This window comes from Ornithinibacillus sp. 4-3 (genome assembly GCF_040958695.1).
Taxonomy (GTDB): Bacteria; Bacillota; Bacilli; order Bacillales; family Amphibacillaceae; genus CALAMD01.
On sequence record NZ_CP162599.1, the window covers coordinates 2,976,376 to 2,989,867 of the forward strand.

General features: G+C 36.7%; 13 protein-coding genes and 1 riboswitch. Of the genes, 2 read left to right on the top strand and 11 right to left on the bottom strand.

Going from position 1 to position 13,492, the window contains the following annotated elements:
• Positions 1-69: 69 nt before the first annotated feature.
• The 8 genes from tenA to pruA all read right to left on the bottom strand — a co-directional run bounded on the left by tenA (position 70) and on the right by pruA (position 8,326).
• Positions 70-753 (bottom strand): thiaminase II, encoded by a 684-nt coding sequence (gene tenA / locus AB4Y30_RS14520; RefSeq protein WP_368652936.1) that lies wholly within the window; start codon positions 751-753, stop codon positions 70-72.
• A gap of 15 nt (positions 754-768) precedes the next feature.
• The gene (thiE, locus tag AB4Y30_RS14525) at positions 769-1,383 is read right to left on the bottom strand and encodes a thiamine phosphate synthase (RefSeq protein WP_368652937.1); all 615 of its coding nucleotides are present in this window, start codon (positions 1,381-1,383) and stop codon (positions 769-771) included.
• Between the two features lie 15 nt (positions 1,384-1,398).
• The gene (gene thiM / locus AB4Y30_RS14530; RefSeq protein ID WP_368652938.1) at positions 1,399-2,145 is read right to left on the bottom strand and encodes a hydroxyethylthiazole kinase; all 747 of its coding nucleotides are present in this window, start codon (positions 2,143-2,145) and stop codon (positions 1,399-1,401) included.
• Positions 2,142-2,948 (bottom strand): bifunctional hydroxymethylpyrimidine kinase/phosphomethylpyrimidine kinase, encoded by an 807-nt coding sequence (gene thiD / locus AB4Y30_RS14535; protein ID WP_368652939.1) that lies wholly within the window; start codon positions 2,946-2,948, stop codon positions 2,142-2,144. Before thiD ends, thiM begins: the two co-directional genes overlap by 4 nt.
• Before the next feature lie 19 nt (positions 2,949-2,967).
• Complete coding sequence (gene thiW, locus AB4Y30_RS14540) at positions 2,968-3,459, bottom strand: energy coupling factor transporter S component ThiW (protein WP_368652940.1); 492 nt, start codon at positions 3,457-3,459, stop codon at positions 2,968-2,970.
• A 104-nt stretch (positions 3,460-3,563) separates the two neighbouring features.
• Positions 3,564-3,675: riboswitch (TPP riboswitch) on the bottom strand.
• A 55-nt stretch (positions 3,676-3,730) separates the two neighbouring features.
• The gene (argH, locus tag AB4Y30_RS14545; protein WP_368652941.1) at positions 3,731-5,047 is read right to left on the bottom strand and encodes an argininosuccinate lyase; all 1,317 of its coding nucleotides are present in this window, start codon (positions 5,045-5,047) and stop codon (positions 3,731-3,733) included.
• Positions 5,048-5,171: 124 nt separating this feature from the next.
• Positions 5,172-6,362: an ornithine--oxo-acid transaminase gene (locus AB4Y30_RS14550; protein ID WP_368652942.1), complete on the bottom strand. Its 1,191-nt coding sequence runs from the start codon at positions 6,360-6,362 to the stop codon at positions 5,172-5,174.
• Positions 6,363-6,781: 419 nt separating this feature from the next.
• Positions 6,782-8,326 carry an L-glutamate gamma-semialdehyde dehydrogenase gene (gene pruA, locus AB4Y30_RS14555; protein ID WP_368652943.1) on the bottom strand — a complete coding sequence of 515 codons (1,545 nt, stop codon included), beginning with the start codon at positions 8,324-8,326 and terminating at the stop codon, positions 6,782-6,784.
• Between the two features lie 274 nt (positions 8,327-8,600).
• Between pruA and AB4Y30_RS14560 the strand changes: the two genes are divergently transcribed.
• Complete coding sequence (locus tag AB4Y30_RS14560; protein WP_368652944.1) at positions 8,601-9,902, top strand: sigma 54-interacting transcriptional regulator; 1,302 nt, start codon at positions 8,601-8,603, stop codon at positions 9,900-9,902.
• Positions 9,903-10,077: 175 nt separating this feature from the next.
• Here AB4Y30_RS14560 and AB4Y30_RS14565 read toward each other — a convergent pair whose 3' ends face one another.
• A complete protein-coding gene (locus AB4Y30_RS14565) occupies positions 10,078-10,386 on the bottom strand; it encodes a putative quinol monooxygenase (protein WP_368652945.1) in 309 nt (102 codons plus the stop codon).
• A gap of 279 nt (positions 10,387-10,665) precedes the next feature.
• Between AB4Y30_RS14565 and map the strand changes: the two genes are divergently transcribed.
• On the top strand, positions 10,666-11,406 hold the full coding sequence (gene map / locus AB4Y30_RS14570; RefSeq protein ID WP_368652946.1) for a type I methionyl aminopeptidase: 741 nt from the start codon (positions 10,666-10,668) through the stop codon (positions 11,404-11,406).
• Between the two features lie 58 nt (positions 11,407-11,464).
• On the opposite strand, the gene AB4Y30_RS14575 is transcribed toward map, so the two are convergent.
• Both AB4Y30_RS14575 and AB4Y30_RS14580 read right to left on the bottom strand, forming a co-directional pair.
• Complete coding sequence (locus tag AB4Y30_RS14575; protein ID WP_368652947.1) at positions 11,465-12,946, bottom strand: hypothetical protein; 1,482 nt, start codon at positions 12,944-12,946, stop codon at positions 11,465-11,467.
• Positions 12,947-12,957: 11 nt separating this feature from the next.
• Positions 12,958-13,428 (bottom strand): hypothetical protein, encoded by a 471-nt coding sequence (locus tag AB4Y30_RS14580; protein WP_368652948.1) that lies wholly within the window; start codon positions 13,426-13,428, stop codon positions 12,958-12,960.
• Positions 13,429-13,492: the final 64 nt, after the last annotated feature.

The window sequence follows — 13,492 nt, forward strand, 5'->3', positions numbered from 1 at the left end:
TGAACTCTAGAAAACAAGCAAAAAAATCGACTGATTCAAGGCAAAGCTCAAACCAGTCGATTTACTTTATTATTTTGTTAATACTTTTACCGGCCACATGGAGAGGTTTTCTGCCATGTCCCAGAACATATATTCAAAGTAGCTTGTTTTTACAAAGATTCCTTCTAGCTTTTTAAGCTCATGTTCTGGCTTATCTTTCGCATGTTCGTTGATTAGATCAATACAATCCTCCGCAAGACTTGTAAATTCATCAGAAGCATATGTTTTCACCCAATCTCCATATAATTCATGCGTGGTAGCTCCTGGCCATGTTGCTAAATTTTTCCCAATCCAGTTATAGCTCCATGCACATGCCAAAACTGCCGCTATCGTATTCTCCACTCCACCAAGCTGTGCTTGACTAAGCATATAGCTTGTGTAAGAAGTCATGGTCGCAGAAGGTTCTGTTGCTTCTAGCTCTTCCTTGGTAATACCAAATTTTTCTGCATATTGACGATGTAAATCCATTTCAAAATTCATTGTTCCGTGAAGTAGATTTGCGAAAATCGTCATTGTTTTTAGGTCATTAGCCTTTGTACTACCAATCGCAAATACACGGGAATACTCAATAAGGTACACATAATCCTGCTTCATATAATGAACAAACTTTTCCTTATCAAGTGTTCCTTCGCCAATTCCCTTTACAAATGGATGCTCTAAATAACTATTCCAGACTGGTTCTACAGCATTAAACAGACGCTCGCTAAATAACATGATATCTCTTCCCCCTTATAGCTTACTTACAGTTTTATAAATATCTGCTGATTTTGTAATAACGGAGATAATAGCAACACCATCAGCTCCTGCTTCGATTACTTGATGGGCATTCTCTGTATTAATTCCACCAATTCCTACAATAGGTAAATCAGGATGCTTATTCCGTAAATAAGCTATCCATTCTGTTCCAACAGCCGCTTTGGCATCTTCTTTTGAGGTTGTTGCAAATACTGGCCCAGCACCAACATAATCAGCTAAATGAACAGGACTGCTCTTTAATTCCGCTTCATTGGAAATAGATAAGCCGATTAATAGATTAGGGAATTGAGCACGTAAGCTAGCAAGATTTTCATCATCCTGTCCCACATGAATCCCATCCACATCAAGTACAGTAGCAAGTTCTATATCATCATTGATAAAAAATGGAATGTTAGCATGATGACAAAGTGCTCGTAGCTTTTTCCCCAGCGTTATTTTCTCTTCTCCACTTAAAGAGCCTTTTCCTTTCTCTCGAAATTGAAATGCGGTAATACCAGCTTCAATTGCTTCCTGTAAAATAATCACTGGATCACAATCACAATTCTGACTCCCCATAATAAAATATTTTCGTAAATAATGATGCTGCATAAATTACTTCACTCCTTATTTTCCAAGCTCATCGATAAAGGCAGGAAGGAATGTACCTGTGCCTTTTACATCGCTTCTTTGAGCAGCTTTTTCAGCAGCTAAGCCATAAAACTGAACTGCTTTATATGCTGCATCTAGTTTTTCTGCTTGAGCTGTTAAACAAGCAGTGATAATAGAACCAAGCAAACAGCCTGCACCTGTGATTCTTGTGAGATACTCATGACCAGTGCTATTTTCTTTTAATTTTCCGTTATGATAAATCATATCAATTTCTCCAGTTACAACAGCTAAAGTATTGTATTTTTCTGCAACCAATTGAGCAATCTCTGCTAATTTGGAGCTATTATTACCAATAGCATCTACACCTTTTGTCTCCCATTCAATAGCTACTAAATGTGCCATTTCCCCAGCATTACCTTTAATGGCAGTAAAAGAAATCTCCTCTAATAGGATCTGAATGATTTGCTTTCGAAAATGTGAAGCACCAACACCTACAGGGTCAAGTACAACTGGAATTCCTCTTTCATTTGCAGTTTGTCCAGCAATAATCATCGCCTTCAAATCCTTCTCTGCCATCGCGCCAATATTAATCAGTACTCCCTTTGCAATCCCAACGATATTGCGTATTTCCGATGGTTCTTTTGCCATGATAGGAGATCCCCCAAAGGAAAGTAATCCATTTGCTGTAAAATTCATTACCACTTGATTTGTTAAATGATGAATCAACGGCCGCTCTTTTCTAACTTGTTCAATCAGATTCATGAGTAAATACTTTCCTTTCTAGTAGCAAAATGATTGGTAGGTCCATTTCCTGCACCTAGATTAAATGAATGCCTAATGGCCTCTGTCACATAATGCTTACTTTTTTCAACCGCTTCTAATAAAGAAAATCCATGACTTAAATAAGCGGTAATGGCTGCAGAATATGTACATCCTGTTCCATGTGTATTTACTGTATCAATCCGTTTTTCGGTAAAGGTATGCATTTCTTTTCCATCATAGAGAAAGTCAACTGCGTCTCCCGAAAGATGTCCACCTTTCACAAGTGCTGCTCCTGCTCCATATTCATAAACAATTTTCATTGCTGCTGTTTGCATTTCTTCAATATTTTCGATCTTTTCCCCAGTTAAAAATTCTGCTTCTGGAATATTTGGCGTAATGATTGTACAAAGTGGCACAAGCTTATCCCGTAAATAAATTCGCGCATCTTCATTGATTAGCGTATCTCCACTTGTAGCAACCATCACAGGATCAATCACGAAGGGAAGATTCCTATCCTTAATTTTCGTATAAATAATATCCATCATATCGATATTGGCAATCATTCCTGTTTTAAACGCATTTACTGGCATATCAGAAAAAACAGAGTCTAACTGATCAGCAATCATCTCAAGTGGAAGATGATGAATGTTTTGAACACCTGTTGTATTCTGCGCAACAACAGATGTAATAATAGACATCCCATAGCTTTGTAATTCTTGAAATGTTTTTAAATCTGCTTGAATTCCTGCTCCACCTGAAGGATCTGTACCTGCAATCGTTAAAGAACAAGCTACTTTTTTCATTCTAAGCAACCCCTTTTTACTAATTTTTTATTTGGATAAACTTCTCATGTTTAATACGAACAACGATAAATAAGGCAATCCCTGCTCCGGCAATGCTACTTACAAGGAAAGGTGGGATAAAGAATAGTGCACCAAATGAAGTGCCCATCACAATTTTTGCAAAAGGTACAGAGAATAGCGCACCAATAACCCCGCTTCCAATCACTTCTCCGATAGCAGCAAAATATTTCTTACCTAGCTTTTGATATAAGTAGCCTGCTAAAAATGCGCCAATCATTCCTCCTGGAAATGCGAGTAATGAGCCTAGTCCTAGCATGTTTCTTAATAAACCAATAATAAATGCAATCACAACAGCTGGACCAGGGCCAAGTACTACAGCAGCAATAACATTTACTGCATGCTGAACTGGATAAGCTTTAGCGATACCTGCAGGAAACCAAATAAGGTGTGATCCTAACACACCAATAGCGATTAGCAATGCCATTGTCGTAAGTAATCTTGTTCGATTCATTATTACTTCCTCCTTTAAATATCTTGGAAGAAAGTCGTCTTATAAATATTAAAAACCAGGTTCAGAGCATAGCTGAACCTGGCCGTCGTAGTTAAATGGACAATTAAATTATTCGACTACTTCCCTCCGCTAGTATGAACTAGATCAGGTTCACAAGAGTTAGAAATGTTTACATTTCCTCTCAGCTCAATAAATAGAGCACCCCTAGTAGTGTGACTATTAAATTCTTCATTCAGTATATCAGAAAATTTAAATTTTGTCTTGATTCTGATTATTGTAATTCTACTTTCGTTCCTTTATTTAAAATACTTTCATGATCAATGTATTCATAAATATCATCTTTAATTAAATCAGTAAATTCTTGTAATTCCTCTAAAGTTAATTCTTCTATCCCTTTATCCTGGTCCTCACAATAAATAACAATCCGACCAACTACCCCATGAGCATCTCTAAATGGCATACCTGCTTTCACTAAGTAATCTGCAAGCTCTGTTGCATTTAAAAATCCTTTTTTCACTGCTTGACGCATATTTTCCTTATTTACCTTTAATGTACGAATCATTTCTGACATAATCGTTAAGGACGCAATCGTTGTATCTACCGCATAGAAGAAGGACTCTTTCTCTTCCTGCATGTCTTTATTGTAAGTAAGTGGAATTCCCTTATAAACAGAGAAGATAGAGAATAAAGCACCATATACTTTCCCTGTTTTCCCACGAATTAGTTCTGCAGCATCTGCATTTTTCTTCTGTGGCATAATACTACTTCCAGTTGCATAAGCATCATCAATTTCCACAAATTTAAACTCTTGGCTACACCAAATAATTAATTCTTCACTTAATCGGCTTAGATGCATCATAATAATGGAAAATGCTGAGGTTAATTCTAAAATATAATCACGCTCAGCAACGCCATCCATGAAATTATCTACAGGTTTATCAAAACCAAGTTCCTTTGTCGTAATCGTACGATCAATTAGATGAGTCGTTCCAGCTAAAGCACCTGATCCTAATGGATTTTCATTTAATAATTCCAATGCATTTTGCACACGCTTTTGATCGCGGTCAAACATTTGATAATAAGCAAGTAAATGATATTTAAAAGTAACGATTTGTGCACGCTGTAGATGTGTATAGCCTGGCATGATATATGGATTTGCTTCTGCTTTTTCTTTTAATACAGCCTTGAAATGATCTAAAATATCAATAATTTCTCGGGCTTGCTTTCTTGCATACATTCTCGTATCTACAGCTGTTTGGTCGTTTCGGCTACGTGCTGTATGTAATTTCTTACCCACATCTCCAATACGCTCAATCAGATTCATTTCCACAAAGCTATGGATGTCCTCGTAATTTCCTTCTATTGGTAATTTACCATTTTCTATATCTGCTAAGATTGATTGTAGACCAGCCCGAATTTGCTCGCCTTCTTCTTTCGTAATAATGCCACATTCTGCAAGCATTTTTGCATGTGCTAAACTCCCCGTAATATCCTCCACATAGATGCGTTGATCTAATTCTAGAGAACTATTAAACTCCTCCATTAAACGACTGCCTTCATTTCTAAAACGAGCACCCCATAAATTCATTGATTTCCCTCCAGTTTATCTGATTTGAATCATCTTCTATTTCTAATTGGAAAAACGAACAAAGTCAGTCATTGATTTGTTCGTTTTTCTATTCTAGCATATTTATTTTTATATTTTAGAAATTTTAATTAAATAATCCTTTGATTTTTTCAATTGCCCAATCAAGGTCTTCTTTCTCAATTACTAGAGGAGGAGCAAAACGAATTACCGTATCATGTGTTTCTTTACATAATAATCCTGCTTCTTTTAGCTTCTCACAGTATGGGCGAGCATCTTCATCTAATTCAACACCAATGAATAGTCCGCGTCCACGTACATCTTTAATGGATGGATGATCAATTTTCTTCAGCTCTGCTAGGAAATACTCTCCTAGCTCTAAAGAACGCTCACATAAATTTTCTTCCTCTAATACTTCTAGAGCAGCAATAGATACTGCACATGCTAATGGGTTTCCACCAAATGTAGATCCGTGGGAACCAGGGTTAAATACACCTAGAATATCATCATTAGCTGCTACACAAGAGATTGGGAATACACCACCACCAAGTGCTTTACCTAAAATATACATATCTGGCTCGAAGCCTTCCCATTCTGTTGCAAACATTTTACCAGTACGCCCTAATCCTGCTTGGATCTCGTCTGAGATGTATAACACATTATGCTCTTTACATAATTCATAAGCTTTTTTAAGATAGCCAGCTGGTGGAATATTAATTCCTGCTTCTCCTTGAATTGGTTCAGCAATAAATGCAACTGTATTTGGTGTGATTGCCTTTTCTAATGCTTCAATCTCACCATATGGAACTGTCTTAATCCCTGGAAGCATTGGACCAAATCCACGCTTGTACTCTGCTTCTGAAGAAAGGGATACTGCAGCCATTGTGCGACCATGGAAGTTACCATCACAACCGATAATTTCTGCTTTATTTTCTTCTACACCTTTTACTTCATAACCCCAACGACGAGCTGTTTTAATAGCTGTTTCAACTGCTTCAGCTCCTGTATTCATTGGTAAGGACATGTTTTTATTTGTTAGTTTACTAACTTTTTCATACCATGGTCCAAGCTGGTCATTATGGAACGCACGCGAAGTTAATGTTACACGATCTGCTTGATCAATTAATGCTTGAACAATCTTTGGATGACGATGTCCCTGATTCACTGCAGAGTATGCAGCAAGCATATCTAAATAACGATTGCCTTCTGGATCTACTACCCAAGCACCTTCTGCTTCTGAAATAACGATTGGTAGTGGGTTATAATTACGTGCCCCATATTTATCTGTTTGTGCAATAACTTCTGTTGATTTAGTCATTTTATTTCCTCCTCATCATTTACAGTGATACATTTATTCTTTCATAAAGATCTCGCTGATTAACTTCATGTGCAATCAGCGAGCTTTTTTATTGCATAGGAAAGTATAAAATTTTCCTAAGGTTGGTTCTTGCTCGGAGCTAGCGTTGTCTAGCTCCGAGCGCCAAAAACTTAAGAGCTAACGCGAGCCATCCTACAATAAGTCAACATCGGTTTTGCTTTATAAGGAAGCCCGACTAAAACCAGGCTAAGGCCTAACGTCGGATACCGCTAAAGGGGCATGTTTCCTTTATCTCGGTTGTGACACTCCAATCTCTACGTTTTTCGACGTACAGGACGTACTAGTGCAGGACGCCCGAGCTCGTGACGTCACGTTTTTAGCCTGTAAGGGCGCGACTTGCGCTTTTCGTTCTCAGCAAATTAAAGCATTTCTGATGTTGTTTTTCCTTGCATGTGAAGCTGTAAGTAGTCTGGTCCACCAGCTTTAGAATCTGTACCTGACATATTGAATCCACCAAATGGCTGATATCCAACAATTGCTCCAGTACATCCACGGTTGAAGTATAGGTTACCTACATGAAAATCTTCACGAGCTTGTTCTAAATGTAGGCGATTATTTGTAATGACAGCACCTGTTAACCCATATTCCGTATTATTAGCAATTTCAATTGCATCATCAAAAGTTGGAGCTTTGCATAATGCAACAACAGGCCCAAAGATTTCTTCCTGCATCATACGTGCTTCTGGATCAAGATCAGCAAATACTGTTGGAGCAACGAAGAATCCTTTAGAATCATCTCCAACACCACCAGCAACGAGACGTCCTTCTTCTTTACCAATTTCAATATAACTCATCACTTTGTCATAAGAAGATTGGTCAATTACAGGACCTGTAAAATTATTTTGATCAGCTGGATCACCGTATGTTAATCCTTCTGTCTTCTCTTTCACCATTTCCACTACTTGATCATATACATCTTCATGAATTACTGCACGAGAGCATGCTGAACATTTTTGGCCACTGAATCCGAATGCAGATTTAACAATGGAATCAGCTGCTAACTCTAAATCTGCTTCTTTATCTACAACAATTGTATCTTTTCCACCCATTTCAGCAATAACACGCTTCAACCAAATTTGTCCCTCATTTACAACAGCAGCACGTTCATAAATACGCTTCCCTACATCACGAGAACCAGTGAAGGAAATAAAACGTGTGCGAGGATGATCTACTAAGAAATCACCGATATCACGACTGGAACCTGGTACAAAGTTTAGAACTCCAGCTGGCAGTCCAGCTTCTTCTAAAACTTCAACAAATTTATAAGCTACAATTGGTGTAGTTGAGGCTGGCTTTAATAACACCGTATTACCAGTTACTAATGCCGCTGCTGTGGTTCCCGCCATGATTGCGAATGCAAAGTTCCATGGTGAAATAACAACGCCTATTCCTAAAGGTATGTAGTCAAAACGGTTGAACTCTCCTGGACGGCTTTCTACAGGCATACCATCCTTAAGGCGCAACATTTGACGTCCATAATACTCTAAGAAATCAATTGCTTCTGCTGTATCTGCGTCTGCTTCATTCCATGGCTTCCCAGCTTCTTTTGTTAATAAAGCTGAAAACTCCATCTTACGACGACGAACAATTGCTGCAGCCTTAAATAACACATCTGCACGTACTTCCGGCTTCACTCTTTTCCACATATTAAAAGTTTGATCAGCAATCTCCATTGCTTCCTCCGCTATTTCCTGAGATGCCATCGACATATTCCCAAGTACTTCCGAATGATTCGCTGGATTTACTACGGTAGTTTTTTCTTCTGTAATGACATGGTGGCCATTAATAACTAGTGGAAAATCTCCGCCTAAATATCCTTCTACTGTTTTTAAACCTTCTAAAAATGCATCTCTGTTCTCTTTGATGGAAAAATCTGTAAATGGTTCGTGCTTGTATGAAATCATCTAAATCTTCCTCCTTATTTTAGAAACGCAAAAAATATTTGCAGTTATTCACATTTATATATATAATAATGCAAGAAATTGTTGCGTTTTTCAAGTATTATTATCTGAAATTTTTAGATAATGATGAAATTTATCATTTTAAGCTTTATTTTAAAATTTATTTACCCAGTTTTCTTTATGCTATAACGGATTTTTTGCATAGGGGAAGCTAGATTAACTCTATGCCTTTCGTGGCTTAATTTACCAAGTTTTCTTTACATGGGAGAGACGACTTTTGAATACATTGAATGAATTACAAGCAATCCATAAATTTATTATTGACTATGCGAATATTGGTATACATGCAATTAATAAGCATGGTATTACTGTGATCTACAATCAAAAAATGGGAGAAATTGAAGGTTTACAGCCTGGAAATGTTATCCAAAGAAGGCTTGATGAGCTAGTTAATTTTGATAATACAGAGAGCACATTGCTACGCGTATTACACACAAAGAATCCTCTCTATGATGTAGAACAGACTTACTGGAATCTTAATGGTGATGAAATTACAACAGTGAACACAACCATGCCGATTTTTGAGGATGGAGAAATTATTGGTGCTGTTGAATATGCATCAGATATTTCCCATTATAGGAAATATGTTTTACAACCAGTGAAAAAGCATTCCTATTCAGAAACCTATAATAAAATTATTGCAGAAAGTAAGGCTATGCAGGAAGTGTTAGTATTAGCAGAAAAAGCCGCTTCAACAAGACTTCCCCTATTAATTATTGGTGAAACGGGCACTGGGAAAGACTTAATTGCTGAACGGATTCATATGGCTTTAGAGCCGAAAAACAATTCTTTCTACACTTTATTATGTCAGGCAGTAGATGAAAGATGGTTGGATCAATTAGCTAGTGAGCTAGAAAACGAAAAACAAATGACTTTATTTTGTGAACGTATTGATTTACTACCATTACATTTACAGCCAAAGCTTTTACATTTACTGGAACAATATAAAAATAAAGATCATCTTCTAATAGCTAGTGTTGATGATGATCCAGTAGAGTTAATTTCTAAAGGGGCCTTACAAAAAAATCTCTTTTATTTATTTTCTAACTTTACGATTAATATTTCTCCATTAAGAGAGCGTGTAGAAGATATTGAACCATTTATTCAAGCCTTTTTTGTAGAACATGCAGAAAAATTTGGCACTGGGATACCAGCTGTTCACCCTGATGTCTTAAAATTACTTTTGAAATATGATTGGCCAGGTAATATTCGTGAACTACAGCATTTATTAGAAGAAATAATTACCCATGATCCTAAGCTTGAAACAATAACAAATGATGTATTGCCAATGCATTTTCTGATTAAACAGGATAAACATAGTATTTTAGAAGAAGAGCAAATTCCAACTTATGAAGTGCCTGAACTAACATTGGAAAGCTATTTATTACAAGCAGAAAAGTATTATATTGGACGTATGATGAAAAAGCATGGGAATAATATTACAAAAACAGCGGAAGCACTTGGGATGAGTCGACAAAATCTCCAATACCGTTTGAAAAAAATTCGTAATCAAAAGTAAATTAATATTCAACTGAGGTTTCATTAACACCATAGCACCACAAAAAAATGCCGCATCATTTGATCTATTTACATAGTCAATCATGCGGCTAATCTATAACAATATCCAAATTACATCTCCAGAGCAGTGGAGGGTTTTATGAACCATAAAAATCACTTGTAGATAAAAAACCTATTTATAACTTTGCTTTCCCACCAACAATACTTAGTTCAGGATAGGATTCCATACCCACAATCATAGGCTTGGCTTTCTTAATTAATTCTTGAGAAGCAGGAATTGTTAATGAAGCCTGATGTGCAGCTTTACTCTCCCATACTTCATAAACATATACAGCATTCTTTTCTTCTTCATTAATTCCTACAATGTAACAATTACATGTTTCCAAGTCTTCCATTCCACCTGCGGCTTCTAACAAATAGTTTAATAACTCGTCCCGCTTTTCATCTTGTGTAATGAATTTCACACTGATTGCATATTTTTGCAATATTTCACACCTCCTTTTGTTATTTTAGATTGAGTTAGTCACATTTGAATGAATTCTATTCTTCTATGCTGTATTATTTAGACGTAGAAATGAATAGGAAGTTTTAATTTATTCAGAAAAGATTAATAGGATCTATAAAATTAGTTTTTCCATCTCCCTGCACTAAATAAGCTATAATAATTAAGAGAAGTCACTTCCCATTGATATTTTTGCTACTATTATAGTGGCAGTAGAAATACAATATACAGCTAGAAATAATTTAAAAAGTGAGGATATATAATGATTGCAAAAACCAAAGAGGATTTTATCGGATTAAAAGAAATTGGTGAGATTTGTGGGTCAATTCGAGATGAATTAGTCCGTTATACAAAGCCTGGAATTACTACGAAGGAACTCGATGAAATTGCGGGAGAAATGTTTAAAAAGGCAGGAGCTGAATCTGCGCCAAAAGGAGAATATAACTTCCCTGGATATACATGTATTAGCGTAAATGAAGAAGTAGCACACGGAATTCCGGGGGAACGAATCATTCTAGAAGGAGACCTTGTTAATATTGATGTTTCTGGTTCGAAAAATGGTTATTTCGCTGATACTGGAATTTCCTTTGTAGTTGGAGAAGGAGAGGAAATCTTACAGAAAGTCTGTGACATTGCTAAGGAAGCATTCGATGCTGGATTGAAGAAGGCAAAAGTCGGTGCGAAAAAAAGTGCGCTCGGAAAGGCTGTACAAAATGTAGCAAAACAGCATGGCTTAACAGTCATTAAAAATCTTACAGGGCACGGTGTTGGGCGTTCCATTCATGAAGCACCAGATCATATTTTCAATTATTACTCTCGCTGGGATGACGAAATTTTGAAAGATGGTATGGTAATCGCCTTTGAACCTTTTATCTCCACATTTGAAGAGGAAGTTTCCCAAGCTGATGATGGATGGACCTTCCTAACTGAAGATAGCTTTGTAGCTCAATACGAACATACGATTATTCTTACAAAGGAAGGGCCAATTATTACTACTTTATAAGAATACTAATAAAAGAGCGGTACCTATTTCACTTGTATAATAGGTATCGCTCTTTATTTTATTCTTCTGTAACTTTAAAGAATGTTCGAATTGCTGGAAGGCCTGTTCCCGGATGATCATCACGATACGTTAATTGTGGTTTTCTATAAATATCTGGGAACTGAACTTTTCCTTGATAAATAGATGGATAAATATCAATCAAATGATAACCCGGTTCTCCTGAAGCTATTAAAGGTAAGGTGATTGTACCTTGACTATTAAATGCACATACATAGCCTACATAAGCATTATCATAAGTCACACCGAGTGCATTATCAAATTCTGTCCAACCTGACCCTTTAATCGTAACTGTGATTGGAGTTCCTGGTGGTCCTTCTGCTGGCTCCACAGAAATAAGTGACGGTAGAATACGGAAATATGTCTGGCCATATACTTCTTCTTCCACTTTCGCTTCAATTAAGTGCGGAAGTCCACCTAAATCATCTGGCACTGCAAACTCATAAGAAAATGAACCATCAGCATCTGTAGTAACTGTCCCTAGAGGGAATATTTCAGGTCCATACCCTTCTGCAGTAACACGTGTACCAACCATAGTATGCCAATCCAAAGTAATTTCTTCATTCGCTGGAAGTCCTTCTCCAGTTAATGTTACCTCTTCATCTACAATTCCTTCTGTTTTATTTAAACTAAGGTTTACCCCATTTTTGTTTTCCGGATCTGGCATTTGAATACCACCATGTGCTGCTTCTGGTACATCTTCAACATAAGCTAAATATTCTTCAACAACAGGTTCTTCATCTGTTATTGTAAAATTGAAGTGGTGTGTATGAATATAATTAATTGCAGATGAATCTCTACTTAAATATGGAGATCCACTTGCTCCACTTTCTACCGTAATTGTATGAAGGCCAGAAGATCCAGAGGCACGAATTACCCCTTCTGCCTTACCATCCGTAGAAACGGCTGTAATCATACCTGTATAAGCATTGTCATAATTTATATGCCATAAGCTTCCATAAATTTTCCAGCTTAACCCTTCCCCACTAACCGTGATTTCTGTGCCCGGAGGTCCAGATTCTGGAGACATCGTGAATACCGTTTCAACAAAATAGTTTGCCTTAGCAATGGTATTATCTCTCTGCTTAATTAAAATGTCATGATCATCACCAAAGCCATCAGGTATTGTAATGGAACCGCTCCACTCTCCATTTTCATCAGCAGTACCTTCGCCAACTTTTCTTTCGACTTGATCATATACCATACCTAGAAAAGAATAATTATTCTCAATTTCATAGCTACCTTCCATATCTACATAAATGACTTTCAAATCCTCATTTGGTTTTAAATCTGTAGCTGTCAATTGAACTTCATCACCAATTCTTCCAGATGTCTCATCAAGTGAAAGTTTACCAGTTAAATTGTTTTCCTCAGTCGATGACTCTTCCTTAGAATCTGCCTTTTCATCTGAACCAAAGCAAGCAGTTAAACCAAATAATGTACAAAATAATATCGCTATTAAAACAAGTTTTGTTTTACTCATAAAATTCATCCTTACTGAGGTTCAACAATTGTCAACTTAGAAGGTTCCACATCAAATGGCTCATACTTATATTCTTTTCCATCTACAGTTGCAATAATTTCATAGTCTAATGTACCTGTTGTAAAATCCTCTGGAATATCCCAAGGAGCAGTATAAAGCATTGTACTTTCAGGTCCATGTGGTCCTAATTCCATTTCAAATTCTTCACCATTCTCTAAAACTGCTTTTACTTTTGCATCTTCAATAGTTTCTCCTGTAGTTTCATCAATAACAGCAGCACGGAATAACATTCTCCAGCCCTGTTCAAATCTACTGTTCACAACACAAACAGCATCTTCAACAGTGTGTGAGTTAATTGTATCTCCTTTTACAACAATATGTGCTTCGTCTTTAGAGTCTCCACAAGCTGCTAGAAATATAGTCATTAAAAGAAGCGTAAGTAATAATAACCCTTTTCTTTCTCTAATCTTTTGAAAAACCATAAAAAATCTCCCCTTTTAGTAAGATAGTATTAGTATATCTAATCTAACTTTATCACATAGACAA